At 72.2% G+C, this 20,583-nt stretch carries 16 protein-coding genes; 12 read left to right on the top strand and 4 right to left on the bottom strand.

All coding sequences use genetic code 11. From position 1 onward, the window contains the following. Nucleotides 1-218: 218 nt before the first annotated feature. Both ATL51_RS26605 and ATL51_RS26600 read right to left on the bottom strand, forming a co-directional pair. Nucleotides 219-815, bottom strand: coding sequence for a histidine phosphatase family protein (locus tag ATL51_RS26605; RefSeq protein ID WP_073577104.1), 597 nt, complete (start codon nt 813-815; stop codon nt 219-221). A 4-nt stretch (nt 816-819) separates the two neighbouring features. Beyond that, nucleotides 820-1,245 carry an HIT family protein gene (locus tag ATL51_RS26600; RefSeq protein WP_062402348.1) on the bottom strand — a complete coding sequence of 142 codons (426 nt, stop codon included), beginning with the start codon at nt 1,243-1,245 and terminating at the stop codon, nt 820-822. 79 nt (nt 1,246-1,324) lie between these two features. On the opposite strand from ATL51_RS26600, the gene ATL51_RS26595 reads away from it, so the two are divergent. The 3 genes from ATL51_RS26595 to treY all read left to right on the top strand — a co-directional run bounded on the left by ATL51_RS26595 (nt 1,325) and on the right by treY (nt 6,501). Continuing rightward, nucleotides 1,325-1,792: a PPOX class F420-dependent oxidoreductase gene (locus tag ATL51_RS26595; RefSeq protein WP_073577105.1), complete on the top strand. Its 468-nt coding sequence runs from the start codon at nt 1,325-1,327 to the stop codon at nt 1,790-1,792. Nucleotides 1,793-1,962: 170 nt separating this feature from the next. Continuing rightward, nucleotides 1,963-4,131 carry a glycogen debranching protein GlgX gene (gene glgX / locus ATL51_RS26590; RefSeq protein ID WP_100880301.1) on the top strand — a complete coding sequence of 723 codons (2,169 nt, stop codon included), beginning with the start codon at nt 1,963-1,965 and terminating at the stop codon, nt 4,129-4,131. A 3-nt stretch (nt 4,132-4,134) separates the two neighbouring features. Next, nucleotides 4,135-6,501, top strand: coding sequence for a malto-oligosyltrehalose synthase (gene treY, locus ATL51_RS26585; RefSeq protein ID WP_100880300.1), 2,367 nt, complete (start codon nt 4,135-4,137; stop codon nt 6,499-6,501). 93 nt (nt 6,502-6,594) lie between these two features. On the opposite strand, the gene ATL51_RS26580 is transcribed toward treY, so the two are convergent. After that, nucleotides 6,595-7,107: a DUF5709 domain-containing protein gene (locus ATL51_RS26580; protein ID WP_073577108.1), complete on the bottom strand. Its 513-nt coding sequence runs from the start codon at nt 7,105-7,107 to the stop codon at nt 6,595-6,597. Between the two features lie 81 nt (nt 7,108-7,188). On the opposite strand from ATL51_RS26580, the gene treZ reads away from it, so the two are divergent. The 9 genes from treZ (at nt 7,189) to ATL51_RS26535 (ending at nt 19,010) form a co-directional block, all read left to right on the top strand. Then, nucleotides 7,189-8,934 (top strand): malto-oligosyltrehalose trehalohydrolase, encoded by a 1,746-nt coding sequence (treZ, locus tag ATL51_RS26575; protein ID WP_100880299.1) that lies wholly within the window; start codon nt 7,189-7,191, stop codon nt 8,932-8,934. Between the two features lie 147 nt (nt 8,935-9,081). After that, nucleotides 9,082-10,044 (top strand): carbohydrate ABC transporter permease, encoded by a 963-nt coding sequence (locus ATL51_RS26570; protein WP_100880298.1) that lies wholly within the window; start codon nt 9,082-9,084, stop codon nt 10,042-10,044. Further along, nucleotides 10,041-10,916, top strand: a complete 876-nt coding sequence (locus ATL51_RS26565; protein ID WP_202416725.1) for a carbohydrate ABC transporter permease — start codon at nt 10,041-10,043, stop codon at nt 10,914-10,916. Before ATL51_RS26570 ends, ATL51_RS26565 begins: the two co-directional genes overlap by 4 nt. Before the next feature lie 49 nt (nt 10,917-10,965). Continuing rightward, nucleotides 10,966-12,297 carry an ABC transporter substrate-binding protein gene (locus ATL51_RS26560; RefSeq protein ID WP_100880297.1) on the top strand — a complete coding sequence of 444 codons (1,332 nt, stop codon included), beginning with the start codon at nt 10,966-10,968 and terminating at the stop codon, nt 12,295-12,297. Between the two features lie 15 nt (nt 12,298-12,312). Next, nucleotides 12,313-13,377, top strand: coding sequence for an ABC transporter ATP-binding protein (locus ATL51_RS26555; protein WP_100880296.1), 1,065 nt, complete (start codon nt 12,313-12,315; stop codon nt 13,375-13,377). Between the two features lie 288 nt (nt 13,378-13,665). Next, on the top strand, nt 13,666-15,867 hold the full coding sequence (gene katG / locus ATL51_RS26550) for a catalase/peroxidase HPI (RefSeq protein ID WP_100880295.1): 2,202 nt from the start codon (nt 13,666-13,668) through the stop codon (nt 15,865-15,867). A gap of 664 nt (nt 15,868-16,531) precedes the next feature. After that, nucleotides 16,532-17,011: an MSMEG_3727 family PQQ-associated protein gene (locus ATL51_RS26545; protein WP_062402320.1), complete on the top strand. Its 480-nt coding sequence runs from the start codon at nt 16,532-16,534 to the stop codon at nt 17,009-17,011. A 15-nt stretch (nt 17,012-17,026) separates the two neighbouring features. Beyond that, the gene (locus ATL51_RS26540) at nt 17,027-18,709 is read left to right on the top strand and encodes a PQQ-dependent dehydrogenase, methanol/ethanol family (protein WP_100880294.1); all 1,683 of its coding nucleotides are present in this window, start codon (nt 17,027-17,029) and stop codon (nt 18,707-18,709) included. A gap of 103 nt (nt 18,710-18,812) precedes the next feature. Continuing rightward, a complete protein-coding gene (locus tag ATL51_RS26535; RefSeq protein WP_073577173.1) occupies nt 18,813-19,010 on the top strand; it encodes a recombination activating protein 1 in 198 nt (65 codons plus the stop codon). 15 nt (nt 19,011-19,025) lie between these two features. Here the strand turns inward: ATL51_RS26535 and ATL51_RS26530 are convergent, their stop codons facing one another. After that, complete coding sequence (locus tag ATL51_RS26530) at nt 19,026-20,423, bottom strand: DNA-binding protein (protein WP_100880293.1); 1,398 nt, start codon at nt 20,421-20,423, stop codon at nt 19,026-19,028. Nucleotides 20,424-20,583: the final 160 nt, after the last annotated feature.

The following is a 20,583-nucleotide window of genomic DNA, read 5'->3' as shown; positions in this document are numbered from 1 at the left end:
ACCGCCTCGGCGTCGGTGGCGGGCAGGAGTTCCCGTCGAGCCTAGGTACACCCCGCCCGGCCGTCGCCCCGGATGATGCGCGTGAAGCCGGGCGGCGCAACGACGGCGGCGAACGGCGTATGAGCGGCGTCACAGGCCCGCCACGTGCGCCATCGTCGACGGCAAACGGTCGACGGCAAGCGGTCGACGCGACCGTCACACAACGGTCCGCACCGGGATCAGAGCAGGTCCGCGACGTGGGCCGTCTCGTTCACCGTCCGGACCTTGCGCATCCCGTCGCGGGCGCACACCACCCGCGAGATCCCGACGTAGTCCAGCGGGAAGGGCAGGTCCCGGCCGATACCCAGCACCTCGGCGAGATAGGCGTTGACCACGCCCGCGTGCGCGACGACGACCACCGTCGCCCGCCCCGGGTGCGCCGCGACGACCTCCTCGATCCCGGCACACACCCGGGCCCGGAACGCGGCGCCGTCGACGTGCTCGGGCAGGTACCCGGCCCGCATCCGCTCCCACGCCGCCGGGTCGGCCTGCGCCATCCGGGCGACCGGCACGTAGAGGGAGCGTTCGGCGTCGTACTCGCGCAGGTCGGAGCGGGTGTGCGGGGTGAGACCGCGCTCGCGCGCGAGCGGCTCGGCGGTCTGGACCGCGCGGAGCATCGTGCTGGTGTGCAGCGCGTCGACCGGGGTGCCGGCCAGCGCGTCGACCAGCTGGGCCGCCTGGTCACGGCCCTGCGGCGCGAGGCCCGGGTCGGCGTGGGTGCCGTCGTCGTGCTCGACGGCCTCGGGCAGCGCGTGCCGGACGAGCAGCAGGTGCACCCGCTCAGCCCGGGACGTGCGCGTCGTGCCCGGCGGCCCGCAGCGCCGTGCGCAGGGCCTCGGCGTGCCCGTCCTGCTCGGCGCCGTCGACGGTGGCGGCCGCGTTCGCGAAGTCGAAGGCCCGCATGTCCCAGGCCGGGAACACGTGGACGTGCAGATGGGGCACCTCGAACCCGGCGACCAGCAGACCGACCCGGGGCGGCGACCAGATCTCGCGCACCGCGAGCCCGACCGTCCGCGACACCTCGGTCAGGTGGGCGACGAGCCCGGCGTCGGCGTCGACCCACTGGTCGATCTCCGCCCGCGGTACGACGAGCGTGTGCCCCGGGCCGAGCGGGTTGATCGACAGGAACCCGACGCACTGCTCGTCGGCCCAGACGAACCGGCCCGGGATCTCGCCGTTGATGATCTTCGTGAAGACGGTGGCCACGGAGCCGGACCTTAGTGGCCCGCGGCGCGGGGTGAGGAACGGCGGGCGCGGGGCCCCCGGCCGCCCTAGGATTTCGGGCATGCCCCGCACCATCGCCCGCAACGACCGCGTCGACCGGGACGAGCTGCTCGAGTTCATCCGTCCCCGGCACCACATGGTGCTGATGACCACCCGTTCCGACGGCGGTGTGCAGGCCTCCCCGGTCACCGGCGGCGTCGACGACGACGGACGCATCGTGATCGCCACCTACCCCGAGCGCGCCAAGTCGGCCAACGTCGCGAAGGCCGGCCGGGCCGCGGTCGTCGTGCTGAGCGAGGAGTTCGACGGCGCCTGGGTGCAGGTCGAGGGCGACGCCGAGCTCCTCACGCTGCCGGACGCGCTCGAGCCGCTGGTCGACTACTTCCGTGCCGTCTCCGGCGAGCACCCGGATTGGGACGAGTACCGCCGCGCCATGTCCGACCAGGGGAAGGCCCTGATCCGCATCACCCCGGCCCGGTGGAGCCCGGTCGCCACCGGCGGCTTCCCCGCCCGGCTCGCCGACTCCTGACCGTTCCTGGGACGATCGACCGCCCCCGTCCGCAGCTGCTGCGGGACGCGGGGGTGATGTGGCGTGGACCGCTGACGGCCCCGCCCACCATGCGGCAACGGTGCCCGCCCGACACAGTGTGAGCGTGCCCCCGGTCTGCGGCCGGGGCGCGCGACGAGAGGACGCAGACCATGCAGGCCTGGCCCGGGCACGCCTATCCGTTGGGTGCCAGCTACGACGGCACCGGCACCAACTTCGCCCTGTTCTCCGAGGTCGCCGAGGGCGTGGAGCTGTGCCTGTTCGAACCCGACCCGGGAGCCCCCGGCGGGCTCGCCGAGACCCGGGTGGCACTGACCGAGGTCGACGGCTTCGTCTGGCACGGCTACCTGCCCGGCGTCGAGCCCGGCCAGCGCTACGGCTACCGGGTGCACGGCCCCTACGACCCCGCCCAGGGTCTGCGCTGCAACCCGAACAAGCTGGTCATCGACCCCTACGCCAAGGCCCTCGACGGCCCGGTCGACTGGGACGAGGCCGTGTTCGGCTACAACTTCGGCGACCCGGACTCGCGCAACGACACCGACTCGGCGCCGCACGTGCCGAAGTCGGTCGTGGTCAACCCCTACTTCGACTGGGGCTCGGACCGCCCGCCGAAGATCCCCTACAACGAGACCGTCGTCTACGAGGCGCACGTCAAGGGCCTGACGATCCGGCACCCGGACGTCGAGGAGGACCTGCGCGGCACCTACTCCGGTGTCGCGCACCCGGCGATGATCGAGCACTACAAGCGGCTCGGGATCACCGCCGTCGAGCTCATGCCGGTGCACGAGTTCGTGCAGGACCACCACCTCACCGAGAAGGGCCTGTCGAACTACTGGGGCTACAACACGATCGGCTTCCTGGCCCCGCACCACGCCTACTCGGCGGGCTCGGTCCGGTCCGGGTCGCAGGTCGCGGAGTTCAAGGCGATGGTGCGCGACCTGCACGACGCGGGCATCGAGGTCATCCTCGACGTGGTCTACAACCACACCGCCGAGGGTTCGGACATGGGTCCGACGCTGTCCATGCGCGGCATCGACAACCACGCCTACTACCGGCTGGTCGACGACGACGCGCGCTACTACATGGACTACACCGGCACCGGGAACTCGCTCAACGTCCGCAACCCGCACACCCTGCAGCTGATCATGGACTCGCTGCGGTACTGGGTGACCGAGATGCACGTCGACGGCTTCCGCTTCGACCTGGCCTCGACCCTGGCCCGCGAGTTCTACGACGTCGACCGGCTCTCGACCTTCTTCGACCTCGTCCAGCAGGACCCGGTGATCTCGCAGGTCAAGCTGATCGCCGAGCCGTGGGACGTCGGTCCCGGCGGCTACCAGGTCGGCAACTTCCCGCCGCTGTGGACCGAGTGGAACGGCAAGTACCGCGACACGGTGCGCGACTTCTGGCGCGGCGAGGCCGGCACGCTCGGTGAGTTCGCGTCCCGGATCACCGGCAGCTCGGACCTCTACCAGGGCGACGGCCGCCGTCCCTACGCCTCGATCAACTTCGTGACCGCGCACGACGGGTTCACCCTGGCCGACCTCGTGTCCTACAACGAGAAGCACAACGAGGCCAACGGCGAGGACGGCAACGACGGCGAGAGCCACAACCGGTCCTGGAACTGCGGCGTCGAGGGTCCCACCGACGACGAGACCGTGGTCGAGCTGCGGGCCCGGCAGCAGCGCAACTTCCTGGCGACGCTGCTGCTCTCCCAGGGCACCCCGATGCTGCTGCACGGCGACGAGGCCGGGCGTACCCAGGGCGGCAACAACAACGTCTACTGCCAGGACAACGAGATCGCCTGGCAGGACTGGGAGCTCGCGGGCAAGCACGACGAGCTGACCACCTTCACCGCAGGCGTCGCCGCGCTGCGGCACGCGCACCCGGTGTTCCGCCGGCGCCGGTTCTTCGCGGGCCGTCCGATCGGCCGGTCGTCCACCAGCGAGGACGTCGCCGACATCGGCTGGTTCACCCCGGCCGGGCGGGAGATGACCGAGGAGGACTGGGACAACGACCTGGGCCGCTCGGTGGTCGTGTTCCTCAACGGCAGCCAGATCGCCGACGTCGACCAGCGCGGCCAGCGGATCGTCGACGACTCGTTCCTGCTGTGCTTCAACTCCTTCTGGGAGGACATCGACACCACGCTGCCGCCCGTCGAGTTCGGGCAGGCGTGGGAGATCGTCGTCGACACCCACTCGGGCGAGGTGCACCCGCCGAACGCCGCCGGCGTCACCGGGACCGACCTCGACCCGGTGTCCGCGGGCTCGGTGCTGACCCTGCCCGCCCGTTCCCTGCTCGTCCTGCGATCGAAGGGCTGAGGCGTGACCCGCCTTCCGGGATCGACCTACCGGCTGCAGCTGTCGGCCGACCAGACCTTCGCCGACGCCGCCGCGCTGACCGGCTACCTGGACCGGCTGGGGATCGGGGCGCTCTACGCCTCGCCGCTGCTGGAGTCCACGGCCGGGTCCACCCACGGCTACGACGTGACCGACCCGACCCGGGTGTCGGGTGAGCGCGGTGGTGAGCAGGGGCTGCGGTCGTTGCTCGCGACGCTGCGCGAGCACGGGCTGACGATGCTGATCGACATCGTCCCCAACCACGTCGGCGTCGCGAAGCCCGCGGAGAACCCGTGGTGGTGGGACGTGCTCACGCACGGCGAGGCGTCGCGGTGGGCGGGGCACTTCGACGTCGACTGGGGCGCCGGGCCGATCCTGCTGCCGGTGCTCGACGCCGACGAGGAGAAGGCGCTCACCGAGCTCTCGGTGACCGACGGCGAGCTGCGCTACTACGAGCACCGCTTCCCGGTCGCGCCCGGGACCGGCGAGGGGACCGCGCAGGAGGTGCACGACCGCCAGCACTACCGGCTCGTGTCCTGGCGGCGCGGCGCCGCGGAGCTGACCTACCGGCGGTTCTTCGACGTCAGCGACCTCGCCGCGGTCCGGGTCGAGGACCCGGCGGTGTTCGCCGACGCCCACCGCACGGTGCTCGACATCGTGCGCTCCGACGACACCGTCGTCGGGCTGCGGGTGGACCACCCCGACGGCCTGTCCGACCCGGGCGGCTACGCGCGCCGGCTGCGCGCCGAGCTCGGCCCGGGCCGGTGGCTGCTCGTCGAGAAGATCCTCGCGGTCGGCGAGGAGCTCCCGATCTCCTGGCCGGTCGACGGCACCACCGGCTACGAGGCGCTGCGCGAGGTCTGCGGGGTGCTCGTCGACCCGGACGGGGCGGGGCTGCTCACCCAGTTCGCCGCCGAGCACACCGGGGAGAAGCGCTCCGCGCACGCCGTCGAGGACGACGGCCGCCACCTCGTGGTCCGGGAGATCCTGGTCGCGGAGGTGCGCCGGATCGCCGACGCCTTCCGCGCGGGACCCGGCGCCGACTCCGGCACCACCGGGCTCGACCTGGCCGACGTCGCCGCCGGGGACCTGCACGACGCGGTCGCCGAGCTGCTGTGCGGGTTCCCGGTCTACCGCTCCTACCTCACCCCGGAGATCACCGAGGGCCGGGCGGCCGCCGACACCGCGGTCGCGGTGGCGCGCACCCGTCGCCCCGACCTGGCCGCGGTGCTGGGTGCGCTGCACTCCGGGCTGGTCCGCGAGCCCGGGTCGGACTACGCGACCCGGCTGCAGCAGACCTCCGGGATGGTCACCGCGAAGGGCGTCGAGGACACCGCCTTCTACCGGTACAACCGGCTCGTCGCGCTGAACGAGGTCGGGGGCGACCCGGCCCGCTTCGGGGTGACGCCCGCGGAGTTCCACGCCGGACTCGCCCGCCGGGAGGCCGGGCGGTCGCGCACCATGACCTCGCTGTCCACGCACGACACGAAGCGCTCCGAGGACGTCCGGGCGCGGCTCGCCGTACTCGCCGAGCGTCCCGCGTCGTGGGCGGCGAAGGTCCGCGAGTGGTCGGTGCGCCACCCGCTGCCGGACCGGTCGCTGGAGCTGCTGGCCTGGCAGTCGCTGGTCGGGGCGTGGCCGATCCCGGCCGACCGGCTCGCGGGCTACCTCGGCAAGGCCTCCAAGGAGGCCAAGCTGGTGACCTCGCACATCGACGCCGTCTCCGAGGTCGACGAGGCGGTCGCGGCCTGGCCGGAGCAGATCCTCGCCGACATCGAGCTCGTCGCCGAGATCGAGGCGTTCGTCGCGGAGATCGCCGAGCCCGGCTGGTCGAACTCGCTGGCCCAGAAGCTGCTGCAGATGGCCGGGCCCGGCGTGCCGGACGTCTACCAGGGCACCGAGCTGTTCGAGTACTCGCTGGTCGACCCGGACAACCGGCGCCCGGTCGACTGGGACGCGCGGCGCGCGATCCTGGAGCGTCTCGACGCCGGCGAGCAGCCACCGGTCGACGGAGGCGGTGCGGCGAAGCTGCTGGTCACCTCGGCGACGGCGCGGCTGCGGCGGTTCCGCCCGGAGCTGTTCAGCGGCTACGGCCGGGTCGACGCCCAGGGCACCGCGGCGGAGCACGCCGTCGCGTTCTCCCGCGGCGGGGGCGCGCTCGTCGCCGTCGCGACCCGGCTGCCCGAGGGGCTGGCCCTCCGCGGCGGGTGGGGCGACACCCGGCTGCCGCTGCCCGGCGGCTTCGACGACTGGCACGACATGATCGCGAACCGTCCGGTGGACGGTCCCGCGCCCGCCCTGTCGGACCTGCTCTCGCGCTACCCGGTCGCGCTGCTGGTGCGCCCGGCCTGACCCGGCACCGCCCCACCCTCCGGGCGGTCCCCAGGGGAACCCTCGTAGCGCTCTACGCCACGAAGGTTCCCCTGGGGGCACCCGTGGCGGGGGTCAGGGCTCGTCGACGACGTGCACGGCGGCCTCCTCGGCCGACGCACCCGCCCCGTCGATCCCGGCGTCGCCCGCCACCAGCTCCTTCTCGCCGCCGTCGCTGCCGTCGACGCTCGCGTCGTCGATCGTGAGGCGCCCGGCGCGGCGGTCGCCCACCTCGTCGTCGGCGAGCAGCTCGCCGTCGGTACCCGGGGCGTCCCCGAGCAGGTCGCCGGTGGCGTCGTCGACGTCGGAGAAGTCCTCCCGGGAGTCCGGGTCACCGACCACCCCGGCCGCCCGGGCGTCGTCGCGGCCCTCCGCGTCGGCGGTCGCGTCGAGCTCGGCCGCCCAGGTGTCGGGCTCCTCGTCGGCGAGGCGCTCGTCGAGGGTCTCGTCGTCGCGGTCGTTCCACGGGCGCTCGGGCGGTGAGTAGCCCTCGTCGAGCACGTCGGTGACGCCGCCGTACTCGAGGGTGTCCTCGGGCTGCAGCTGCGCGTCGGAGTCGAGGTCGTCACCGGAGTCGGGGTCGCTCATCACAGCAGCGTAGCGACGCGTGAGCCGACCCACCCCCGCCGGACGCGCCACGCGCCGCAAGGTGCGGAAGGATCGGCGTCCGTGACGGAGTTCGCCGTGTGGGCCCCCGACAGGAACCGCGTCAGTGTGCTGGTGGGTGAGCAGCGGATCGCGCTCGACCCCGCCCCGGGGGGATGGTGGCACACGGACCAGCCCGACCACGGGCACGGGACCGACTACGCGTTCCTGCTCGACGACGACGCCACGCCGCTGCCCGACCCCCGCTCCCGCTGGCAGCCGAAGGGGGTGCACCAGCGCTCCCGCGTCTACGACCACGACGCGTTCTGGTGGACCGACGACACCTGGACCGGCCGCGCGCTGGCCGGGTCGGTGCTCTACGAGTGCCACATCGGCACCTTCACCGACGGCGGCACGTTCGACTCCGCGATCGGCCGGCTCGACCACCTGGTCTCGCTCGGGATCGACCTGGTCGAGGTGCTGCCGGTCAACGCCGTCGACGGCCCGGTGAACTGGGGCTACGACGGCGTCGGCTGGTACGCCGTCACCGAGAACTACGGCGGCCCCGACGCCTTCAAACGCTTTGTCGACGCCTGCCACGCGCGCGGCCTGGGCGTGGTCCTGGACGTCGTCTACAACCACCTCGGGCCGTCCGGGGCCTACCTCGACCGGTTCGGGCCGTACTTCGCCGGCTCCAACATCTGGGGCCCGTCGCTGAACCTCGATGCCGCGGGCTCCGACGAGGTCCGCCGCTACATGATCGACAACGCGCTGATGTGGCTGCGCGACTTCCACGTCGACGGGCTGCGCATCGACGCCGTCCACGCGCTGCGCGACACCCGGGCCCAGCACGTGCTGGAGCAGCTCGCCGTCGAGGTGACCGCGCTGGAGGCACACGTCGGCCGCCCGCTGTCACTGATCGCCGAGTCCGACCTCAACGACCCGAGGATGATCACCGCCCGGGAGGGCGGCGGCCACGGCCTCGACGCCCAGTGGGCCGACGACGTCCATCACTGCCTGCACACCGTGCTCACCGGCGAGTCCCAGGGCTACTACGGCGACTTCGCCGAGGCGGGCCTCGACGGGCTCGCGCACGTGCTCACCCGCGGGTTCCTGCACGAGGGCACCTGGTCCTCGTTCCGGCGGCGCAGCCACGGCGCCCCGATCGACACCGCCCGCATCCCCGGCTCGCGGCTGGTCACCTACCTGCAGAACCACGACCAGATCGGCAACCGCGCCACCGGCGACCGGCTCACCCACACGCTGCCCCCCGGCCTGCTGGCCTGCGGCGCGGCGCTGCTGTTCACCTCCGGGTTCACCCCGATGCTGTTCATGGGCGAGGAGTGGGGCGCGCGGACGCCGTGGCAGTTCTTCTCCCGTTTCGGCGACCCGGGCCTGCAGAAGGCCGTCCGCGACGGCCGTCGCGCCGAGTTCGCCGACCACGGCTGGGACGACACCGCCGAGGTGCCCGACCCGAACGCCGAGTCCACCTTCACCGACTCCCGGCTCGACTGGTCCGAGCCCGAGCAGGAGCCGCACGCGACGCTGCTGCGGATGCACCGCGAGCTCATCGCGCTGCGCCGCGCCTGGCCGGAGCTGTCGGACCCGTGGCTGGACCGGATCGGGGTCGACGTCCACGAGCAGGCGCGCACGCTCGTCGTCGCCCGCGGGCGGATGCGGGTGGTGGTGAACCTCGGTCCGGAGCCGGTGACGCTGTCGCTCGGGTCGGAGATCACCCGGATCCTGCTGGCGTCCGAGCCGACGACGAGTGACGGCTCCTCGTTCACCGTTCCGGCGGAGGCCTTCGCCATCTGCCGCGTGGCGGAGTAGCGAGAGCCTCTCGCGTCACCCGTCCGAGTGTCGTCGTTCACCTGTTCGCCGGACACGTGACACGGCCGGGCCACACGAGACTGCGAGGGTCTGCGAGGTCGCGACGGTGCGATCCCGCGTTCGCCCCTGCGACAGACGTGAGGTCACGTGACGTCCACCCCCACCCGGTCCGCCTCGACGCCGACGGCGCCGGGTACGACCTCGCACCCCCCGCCGCGGCGACGGCGACGCTTCACCGCCCGGGACCGGCACGACTTCTGGGTGTTCCTCGCCCTGGTGCTGCCCAACGCCGCGCTGATCGTCGCCTTCGCCTATCGCCCGGTCATCGAGAACGTCCGGTACTCGCTGCTGAACTGGACCCTCGGGTCACCGTCGGCGACGTTCGTGGGGCTCGGGAACTACGTCACGTTCCTGACCTCGCCGTCGTCGGCGGAGATCGTCTGGACGACGTTGGTGTTCACCGTCGTTACCGTCGGCGGGTCGATGGTGCTGGGTCTGCTGATCGCGCTGGCGCTCAACCGGCGGGTGCCGGGGACCGGCGTCGCGCGGGCCGCGGTGTTCTCCCCGTACGTGCTGTCCGGGGTCGGTGTCGGGCTGGTGTGGCTGTTCGTGTTCGACCCGTCGATCGGGGTGCTCGGCGCGGTCGTCCGCGCCTTCGGCGGGACCGCACCGGACTTCTTCAACGACCCGTCGATGTCGCTGACGATGATCTGCATCGTCTACGTCTGGAAGAACATGGGCTACGCCGCGGTGATCTACCTGGCGGGCCTGCAGTCGATCCCGAAGGACCTGCTGGAGGCCGCGGCGCTGGACGGGGCGTCGTCGACGCGGACGTTCTTCCGGGTGACGCTGCCGCTGCTCTCACCGGTCACGTTCTTCCTGGTCGTGACCAGCGCGCTGAACTCACTGCAGGCCTTCGACCTGATCCGGATCATGACCCCGCTCGGGCAGGGCACGACCACGCTGATCTACGAGGCCTACCTGCAGGCGTTCGGGTCGAGCAACCGGGCCGGCTACTCGGCGGCGGTGTCGACGGTCCTGTTCGTGGTGCTGGTGGTCTTCACCCTGGTCCAGCTGCGGTGGATGGAACGGCGGGTGCACTACGCGTGACCACCACCGCTCCGGAGCCCCGGTCGTCCCGCGCGCTGTCGCCGCGGGCCCTGTTCGAGGTCGTGACCAGCGCCTACGTCCCGCTGCTGGTCGCCGTGCTCGTCGTGTTGTTCCCGCTGCTGTGGATGACGCTGTCGTCGTTCAAGCCGCTGACCGAGATCATCACCCAGACCCCGGCGCTGCTGCCCGCCGCGCCGACGACGGAGAACTACTCCACCGTCGCCGAGCGCCTGCCGTTCGGCCGGGTGTTCCTCAACTCGGTACTGGTCACCGCGGTCGGTGCCGCGCTCAAGGTGGCGCTGGCCGTGTTCACCGCCTACGGGCTGGTGTTCGTCCGCTTCCCGTTCAAGAACTGGATCTTCGCCGGTCTGCTGGTGACTCTGATGGTGCCGCCGCAGGTGGCGCTGCTGCCGAACTACACGCTGATCACCGCGCTCGGTGGCGCGGACACCTACTGGGGCATCATCCTGCCCGGTCTCGGGACGGCGTTCGGCACGTTCCTGCTGCGCCAGCACTTCCGCACGCTGCCGCCGAGCCTGCTCGAGGCCGCGGAGCTCGACGGCGCCGGGCACTGGCGCCGGCTCACCCGGGTCGTCCTGCCGGTGTCCGCGCCGACCGTCGCCACCGTCGCGCTGATCACCATCGTCTACGAGTGGAACGACTACCTCTGGCCGCTGGTGATCATTTCGAAGCCGGAGATGATGACGTTGCCGGTCGGGCTCACCCTGCTGGCCAACGTGGACAACCGGGCCGCGGCCTACGGCCAGCTCATGGCCGGGTCGGTCGCCGTCATCGTGCCGGTCCTGATCGTCTTCATCGCGCTCCAGCGCCACATCATCGCCGGGCTGACCCAGGGTGCGGTCAAGGACTGAGACCGCTCCCCGCTCCTCCTGCCCTCACCCCGAAAGGACCCCAGCTGCCATGCATCTCGACCGTCGCGGATTCCTGAAGTTCGCCGGCATCACCGGCGCCGCCGCGGCGCTGGCCGCCTGCGGTGGCCCCTCCACCGGCGGCGGCGGGCCCGCCGCCGTCCCGGAGGTCGACTACTCCGGTGTGCAGCCGGCGAAGGAGATCACCTGGTGGACGAACAACCCGGGCAGCTCGGAGACGGTGTCGCGCCAGATCATCGACGCCTACCAGAGGGCCAACCCGGGCACGAAGGTCAACCTGGTGACCGCGGGCGCGACCTACGAGGAGATCGCGCAGCGCTTCCAGACCGCGCAAGCGGGCGGCGGCTCCCAGCTGCCCGACCTCGTCGTGCTCTCCGACGTCTGGTGGTTCCGCTACTACATGCAGCGCTCCATCGTGCCGATGGACCCGCTGATCGCCGCGACCGGCATCGACACCGCCGACTACCGGCAGCAGCTGATCGAGGACTACCGCTACGACGGCAAGCTCTGGGCGCTGCCCTGGGCCCGCTCGACGCCGATCTTCTACTACAACAAGGCGCACTGGCAGAAGGCCGGTCTGCCCGACCGCGCACCCGCCACCTGGGCCGAGATGGCCGAGTGGGGCCCGAGGCTGCAGGCCGCCGGCACCGGTGCGCAGAAGGCGTACCAGCTCCCCGCGCTGGCCGACTACGCCGGCTGGTCGTTCCAGAACAACCTCTGGGGCGAGGGCGGCGCGTGGTCGGACGAGTGGGACGTCACCTGCGACTCCCCGGAGGCCGTGCGCGCGGTCTCGGCCCTGCAGAACGCGGTGACCTCGGGCTGGGCGGGCGTCGCCGCCACCGACGGCACCACCGACCTGGGTGCCGGGGCGGTGTCGGCGACGGTCGGCTCCACCGGCTCGCTGGTCACCGTGCTCGACGCGGCGCAGTTCGACGTGGGTGCCGGCTTCCTGCCCGCGGGCCCGGTCGCCGGGCCGGTGTGCCCGACCGGCGGCGCGGGGCTCGGGATCCCCGCCGGGGTCCCGCCGGAGCGCCAGCTCGCCGCGGCGGCGTTCGCGAAGTTCCTGACCAGCCCGGAGAACACCGTGCTGTTCTCCCAGGCCACCGGCTACCTGCCGCTGCGGACCTCGGCCGACACCGGCCCGCTGCTCGCCGAGACCCCGCTGCGCAAGATCGCCATCGACCAGCTCGACCGGACCCGCACCCAGGACCGGGCGCGCGCGTTCTTCCCGGGCGCCGACCAGGAGATCGCGCGGACCTGTGCCAACATCCTCAACCAGCGGGCCGACGTGCAGGGCGAGCTCACCACCCTCAAGGGCACGCTGACCCGGATCTTCGACACCGACGTGAAGCCCAACATCTGATGGCGGGACGCTGACATGGCAACGGTCACCTACGACTCGGCGACGCGGATCTACCCCGGGTCGGACACCCCCGCCGTCGACGGGCTGGACCTGGAGATCGCCGACGGCGAGTTCCTCGTGCTCGTCGGGCCGTCCGGCTGCGGGAAGTCGACGTCGCTGCGGATGCTCGCGGGCCTGGAGGACGTCGACGCCGGCGCCATCCGGATCGGCGACCGCGACGTCACCGACGTCCGGCCCAAGGACCGCGACATCGCGATGGTGTTCCAGAACTACGCGCTCTACCCGCACATGACGGTCGCGGCGAACATGGGCTTCGCGCTGACCAACGCGGGCCGCCCGAAGGACGAGATCGCCCGCCGCGTCGCCGAGGCGGCGACGATCCTCGACCTGGAGGGGCTGCTGGACCGCAAGCCGCGTGCCCTGTCGGGCGGGCAGCGTCAGCGGGTCGCGATGGGCCGGGCCATCGTGCGCGAGCCCGCCGTGTTCTGCATGGACGAGCCGCTGTCCAACCTGGACGCGAAGCTGCGGGTGTCCACCCGCACCCAGATCGCGTCGCTGCAGCGGCGCCTGGGCGTCACCACCGTCTACGTCACCCACGACCAGGTGGAGGCGATGACGATGGGCGACCGCGTCGCGGTGCTCTCGGGCGGGGTGCTGCAGCAGTGCGCCACGCCGCGCGAGCTCTACAAGCGGCCGGTGAACGCCTTCGTCGCCGGGTTCGTGGGGTCACCGGCGATGAACCTGGTGACGGTGCCCTCCCCCACCGACGGGTCGGTGTCCCTCGGTGGGGTGCGGATCCCCGTGCCCGGCGGGGCGTCGGACACGGTCACGGTCGGGATCCGTCCGGAGGACCTGCGCCCGGCCGGGGCCGGGGACGGGCTGGAGGTGACCGTCGACGTCGTCGAGGAGCTGGGGGCCGACGCCTACGTCTACGGCACCCTCACCGACGGCTCCGGGACCTCGCTCGTCGCCCGTACCGACGCGCGGGTCCCCCCGGGGCGCGGCGACCGGTTGCGGCTCGCCCCGGACCCGCAGCGCATCCACGTCTTCGACGGCGGGACGGGCGGGCGCCTGGCCTGACGCCCGGCGCCGTACGGGGCCCACAGCTGATCCGTTCGCGTTCGCCCCGACCCCGTTCGGCACCGATCGGCGACCGCTGGTTCCGGCCCCCTTGCGATGCCCCGTCGCGCCAGCGATGCTCCGAAGGGCCCCGCGCACGGACCGGGAACCGGCCCCGGGCGGGCGGGGCCGCCAGGAGCGGGTCCGACATCGCCGGCGCGATGCCCACGGGGACCGGCCGGGGCGTCGACGCCCCTGTCCGACCGGGGGCGGCGGGGCACGATGGACGGTCGCCCGGGGAGGACGACGATGCCCGAGAACCCCGACACCCACGTCTACCGCACCTACGACCAGATCCTGGCGGGCGCAGGGTCCGGCGCCGAGGCCACCCACCTGCGCCCTCGGGACTGGTGGCCACAACGGCTCGATCTCGCACCGCTGCGCAGACCGCACCCGCGTGACGACGACTACCCCTCGCGCTTCGCGACCGTCGATCTCGACGAGCTCGCCCGGGACGTCGACGAGGTGCTCACCACCTCGCAGGACTGGTGGCCCGCCGACTCCGGTCACTACGGACCGCTGGTGCTGCGCATGGCCTGGCACGCGGCGGGCACCTACCGCGCCGGTGACGGCCGGGGCGGAGCCGCCGCCGGCATGCAGCGCTTCGCCCCGCTGAACAGCTGGCCGGACAACCGCAACCTCGACAAGCCGCGGCGCCTGCTCTGGCCGGTGAAGCGCAAGTACGGCCGGTGCCTGTCCTGGGCCGACCTGATGATCTTCGCCGGCAACCGTGCACTGGAGTCGATGGGGCTCACGACGCTCGGGTTCGCCGGCGGGCGCCCGGAGGTGTGGGAACCGGACGACACGTACTGGGGCCCCGAGCGCAAGTGGTTGTCGGAGCGGCGCTACACCGGTCTCCACGAGCTCGACGAGCCGCTGGGTGCGAGCGAGATGGGGCTGATCTACGTCGACCCGCAGGGTCCGGCCACCAACCCCGACCCGAAGCTGTCCGCGCGCGACATCCGTCAGACCTTCCGCCGGATGGCCCTGGACGACGCCGAGACCGTCGCACTGATCGCGGGGGGTCACACGTTCGGCCGGATGCACGGCCCGGCGGACCCGATGGTCACCGCGGGACCGGAACCCGAGGCAGCTCCGCTGACCGCCCAGGGCATGGGCTGGAGCGGTGGTCACGGCACCGGCCTCGGCCCGGACACGGTGACCGCCGGGCTGCACGGCGCGTGGACCCGCACCCCGACCCGCTGGGACCACACCTACCTCGAGACGCTCTTCGAGTACGAGTGGGACGTCGAGCTGAGCCCCGCCGGCCTGTGGCAGTGGGTCCCCCGCGACGGCGGCGGCGCGGACACCGTGCCGGACCCGTTCGACCCCGGGGTCCGCTCGCACCCGGTCATGCTCACCACCGACCTCGCGCTCCGGGCCGATCCCGGGTTCGAGTCGATCGCGCGTCGCTACCTCGACGACCCGGACGAGTTCGCCGACGCCTTCGCCCGGGCCTGGTTCAAGCTCACCCACCTCGACATGGGCCCGGCCCGCAGATACCTGGGTCCCCTCGTCCCCGAGCAGCCGTTCCTCTGGCAGGACCCGGTCCCCGAGGTCGACCACGAGCTGGTCGACGACGACGACGTCGCCGCTCTCAAGCGGATGGTCCTCGGGTCCGGCCTGACCGTCGCCCAGCTCGTCGGCACCGCGTGGGCGTCGGCCTCGACCTACCGCGACACCGACAAGCGCGGAGGCGCCAACGGAGCACGGATCCGGCTCTCGCCCCAGCGTCACTGGGCGGTCAACGACCCGGAACAGCTCGACGAGGTCCTCACCGTCCTGGAGGGGGTCCGGGAGCGGTTCGAGGGGGCGCACACCGGCGGCAGGCGGATCACGATGGCGGACCTCGTCGTGCTCGGCGGGTGCGCGGCGGTGGAACGCGCCGCCGCGGACGCCGGGCACGAGGTCGTGGTGCCGTTCCGGCCCGGGCGCACCGACGCGACGCAGGAGTGGACCGACACCGGATCGTTCGCGGCCCTGCAGCCGCGCGCCGACGGGTTCCGCAACTGGGTCGGGGACACCTCCGGCATCGCGCCCGAGCACCTGCTGGTGGACCGGGCCGCGCTGCTGACGCTGACCCCACCGGAGATGACCGTCCTCGTCTCCGGGCTCCGTGTACTCGGAGCCACCCACCGCGGTTCCCGTACGGGCGTGCTGACGACGTCCCCGGGGACGCTGACCAACGACTTCGTCGTGAACCTCCTCGACGGTCGCACCCGGTGGTCGGCGAGCCCCGACGGCGACGGGTCCGTGTTCGAGGGCCGGGACGTGGACACCGGTGAGCTGCGGTGGACCGCGAGCCGGGTCGACCTGGTCTTCGGGTCCAGCTCGGAGCTGCGGGCGCTGTGCGAGGTGTACGCCGCGGACGACGCGGCTGACCGTTTCGTCCGCGATTTCGTCGCGGCATGGGTCAAGGTCATGGAGCTCGACCGTTTCGACTTGATCTGATCCTGCGCCCGGACAAGCGATCGTGGGCGGTCCGGGAAATTGCGTCCGAACGCGTCTGCGGGACCGGCGATCTCCGTGTGGGAGATCAGGCCCGGCCGGCGGCCGGCGCCGCCGGACGCACGGGACGCGGCCCCGGCACACGACGCCGGCACCGCCGGAGGCCGTCCCGCGCGGTGCCGGCCGCGGCGGCGGACCGGCCGCTCCCAGCGTGTGGACGTCGTCTCCGCACGGGCGGGGACCGGCGCGACCGGCAGGACCGGAGATCGGCTGCGCCCAGGACCAGCCGGAGTGGTCGCGACGGCCTCGGTACCCCCGTGACGTGCGGTTCGTCCGTGTCCACGGCTCCGGACCGGGCCGCGGCGACACCGCCGGGGCAGCGGCCCCGGGACTGCTCCGCGGGCTCCGAGGGGTACGAACGGTAGGCCGCGACCGGCGAACGGGGTCTGTTGCCCCGTCAACGGCGAGCCATACCGCAACACCCTCGTGCGATGTAACGTGTGTTGCGCGGCGGGTGATGGCAATCACCACCGGAATGGTGGCCGGATGATCGTCCCATTCCCGCAGCGGCTGTTGTATCGCAGTCGGCCGGCGCGCGGGACGCGCGTGTTCCGCACACACCGGCGCCGCCGAATTGCTTTTTTCTCAACGACGAGGAGGCGAAGCGATGACATCCATTCAGGACCGCGAGGACTCGGCCCAGGACAGCCGGGAGGAACTCCTGGCCGAACTCAGCGGGCAGAACCGCGCGACCATCGGCGCGGTGCTCGGGACCGGCTCGGTCGCCCGGGCGACCGAGCGTCCCGACGGCGTGATGGAGGCGACGATCAGGATCCCCGAGGACGCCATGACGTGGGATCCGGCGATCTTGATCATGCCGCACAGCGGCACGCTCGAGCTGACCATCATCAACGACGACAAGAACACCCACGCGTGCCTGCTGCCCAGCAACGGGGACCGGCAGTTCATCGGCCTGGTGAACCACTCCAAGGGGAGCGCGACGATCGAGCTCGACGGTCCCGGCTGCTACTGGTACGGCTCACCCGCGGGTAACGACGAGGGCCGTGGTCTGACCGCCGCGATCGTGGTGACCGGTGAGGTACCACCGGAGGCGAAGCTCGACCGTCCTGCCCAGCCGCGACCGTAAGAAGGGCGAATCACCATGACCATCGAGTACGTGGACGCAGGCAAGGCGTTCGACCACAGCAAGCTCTCGAACCTCCCGCACAGCGCACCGGACGTGACACGCGGGCTGGACTACGACCGGATCCTGCAGGCGCGCAGCGAGTCGCACAACTGGATCACCTACTACGGCGACTACGACGGCAAGCGCCACAGCCTGCTGGACCAGATCAACACCGGGAACGTCAAGGACCTGAAGGTCGCCTGGATCTTCCAGGCGAGCGCCACCGGCATGATGGCCTCGACCTCCACCTACGCCTTCGAGGCGTGCCCGATCGTCGTCGACGGCGTCATGTTCGTGACGGGCTGGGACGGCCAGATCTGGGCGCTCGACGCCGTGACCGGCGAGCAGCTGTGGCGCTACAAGCACGCCATCCCGATCGACGTGACGCTGTGCTGCGCCAACGTCAACCGCGGTTGTGCGGTCGCCAACGGCAAGGTCTACATGGTGACCCAGAACGCGCAGCTGGTCGCACTCGACGCCACCACCGGGCGCAGGGTCTGGCAGAAGACCATCGGCGACGTCCGCGCCGGCGAGAGCGCCTCGATCGCGCCGCTGGTCATCAAGGACTTCCTCATCACCGGCTCCGCCGGCGGTGAGTACGGCGTCCGAGGCCACATCGACGCCTGGGACCTGGAGACGGGCGAGCAGCGCTGGCGCACCTACACGGTGCCGAAGCCGGGCGAGCCGGGGTCCGAGACCTGGCCCGACGACGGTGAGGCGTGGCAGCGCGGCGGCGCGAACCACTGGGTCACCGGCACCTACGACCCCGAGCTGAACCTGTACTACGCGGGCACCGGCAACCCGGCCCCGGACTTCGACGGCGAGGTGCGCCCCGGCGACAACCTCTACACCGACAGCGTCGTCGCGCTGGACGTGGACACCGGCGAGATCAAGTGGCACTACCAGTTCACGCCGCACGACCTCTGGGACTACGACTCCACGATGGAGATGACCCTGTTCGAGCGGGACGGGAAGAAGCTCCTGGCCCACTTCGACAAGAACGGGTACATGTTCGTCCTGGACCGGACGAACGGCGAACTGCAGCACGTCACCCCGTTCGTGGACCGGATCGACTGGGGCGTCATCACGCGCGACGGCAAGGTCACCCCGCGCAAGTACCCGGACAAGGAGGGCGAGCCCTGCCACTTCTTCCCGGGACCGGCGGGCGCGAAGGAGTGGACCCACGCGTCCTACAACCCCGACCACGACCTGTTCTACGTCCCGGTCGCCGACGTCGGTGCCACCGCCACCCGCCGGCGCCGTGAGTTCAAGGAGGGCATGCCCTACTGGGGTGCCGCCGTCGAGGTCGACATCGACAACATGGCCGGTTCGGTCAGCGCGTTCGACTCGCACGGCGAGGAGAAGTGGCGCTACCGGCTCAAGGACATGCCGATGGCCGCCTCGACCCTGAGCACCGCGGGGAACCTGGTGTTCGCCGGCACGCCGGCGGGCGAGTTCCTGGGGCTGCACGCCGAGACCGGCGAGAAGCTCTGGAGCTTCCAGTGCGGCAGCGGCCATCACAGCAGCCCGAGCACCTTCACCGTGGACGGCAAGCAGTACATCGCGGTCCCGGTCGGATGGGGCGGCTGGCTGGAGGGCATCGTGCCGGGTCTGTCCGGACAGGGACACGGGGCATCACTGATCGTGTTCTCCCTGTGACACCGGTCCTCTGACCAGCACCCGGCCGGTGGGGACGTGGTCGCGTCTGCGGCCCCACCGGCCGGGTGTACCGGCCCGACCACGGAAACCGACGGTGATGACGATGACCCAGACCCCGGCCACACGACCGCGGCAGAACCTGCCGTGCATGCTGTGCGGCGAGCGCTTCGGGCCCGAGGACATGGCCCGCCACACCGAGCCGGTGGAGTGCGGCCCCTGCATCACCTGCGTCGGGAAGCCCGAATGCTTCGAGTGCCGGCTGATGTACTGCGTCTGCGACGTGCACCGTTACCGCGGCTGAAGGCCGCGGCCCGGGTCAGAGTTCGAGCGCGCGGCGGACCGTCGGGATGTTGCGGCGGGACACCGGCACGACCGTCTCGGCCGGGTCGTCCATGACGAGCACCAGCTCGCCCTTCTCCCGGCGTTCGACCTCCCGGATCCGGCTGAGGTTCACCACGAACTGGCGGTGCACCCGTAGGAAGCCGGCGCCGTTCAGCTCGGACTCGAGCCGGTCGAGCCCCAGCGACGCGGACCGCATCTGCCCCTCGTCGGTGGTCAGCCACACGTCGTTGCCGTCGGACTGCGCGAACGCGACCTCCGCCAGGCGCAGCAGGACCATCCTGTTCTCGCGGGCCGCGACGAGCCGGCGCGGCGGGGTCTGCGGGGCGGCCGGCGCGTCCGGGGCGTCCGTCGACGCGGGAAGCGGCTCGCCCTCCGAGACACCGAAGGAGACGACGTTGCCGACCAGGTGCCCGGCGAGGAACACGGGACGGAAGCTGATCGTCATCGGCTCGCGGGAGAGCCGGGTGAGGATCTGCGTCGAGCCGGTCCAGCCGGCGTCCCTGCCCGCCTGCCCCGCGGCGTACCGGGCGGCCCGGATGAACTCGGGCAGCTCGGGCCTCCACCGGACCGCCGGGTCCGGCGCCGGTGTGGAGCCGGGGATGCCGAGCAGCACCCCGGCGGTGTCGTCGGCGACGACGACCCGCCCGGCCGGGTCGACGCCGGCGAGCGGAGCTGTCGTCAACGACCGCGCGTGGTTGACCGCGGCGATCAGCTCGGTGCCGTCGCCCCGCGCGCGCTGGCGCAGGATGCGCTGCGTCGCGGACGCCGCGGTGCCGAGCCATCCCTGCGCCGACCGGGGGAGCTCGCGCCGCCAGCAGGAGATGTTCAGGACCGCCACCGGCTGTCGGCTCACCGCGTCGCGGACCGAGACCCCGGTGCAGTTCCAGTCCTGGAACGCCCCGCACCAGTGCTCGGCGCCGCGGACCGTGACGGGGGTGTGCGACGCGAGCGCGGTCCCCATGCCGTTGGTGCCGACCGAGCTCTCCGACCAGCAGTACCACTGCGCGAGGTTGGCCTCGGCGGCGAGTGCACGGGTCGCCTCGTCGCCCCACTGCGCGAGCACCCGGCCGTTGGCGTCGGCGATGGTGACGATCCCGCCCTCTCCACTCAGCTCGTGGGCGATGGGGCCGGCCCGGAACCCGAGCTCGGCGATGACGACGTCGTGTTCCAGGGTGTGGACGACCTCGGTCACGGCGGCCGGGGCCTCGGAGATGAGCGGGTCGACCCCGTACTGGTCCCGGCACCGGTGCCACGACACCGCGATCTCGGGCCGGATCCCGCTGAGCGCGTCGTCACCGGCGGCGAACCGCTCCCAGGCCCGCCGCACGTCGGCGTCCTCCGGGCCGGTGCCGGGACGCACTACCTGTGGCATGGCGACCGCCTTTGGTCTGTCTCGCTCGAGCGCGGTGATGCAACCTGACTCGCACGCTAAACGCACGGTCGAATCGAGGGCAAGCGGACTGCGCCGGGAGATCACGAACGGCGGGGAATGCGTGACAGGCGGGCGCGGCGCGCTCTCCGGGAGAAGCGTC

Origin of the sequence: Pseudonocardia alni, assembly GCF_002813375.1 — a bacterium.
In the GTDB taxonomy this organism is placed as follows: domain Bacteria; phylum Actinomycetota; class Actinomycetes; order Mycobacteriales; family Pseudonocardiaceae; genus Pseudonocardia; species Pseudonocardia alni.
The sequence above is the reverse complement of the archived record's forward strand: the minus strand, read 5'-3'. Positions and strand labels throughout refer to the sequence as shown.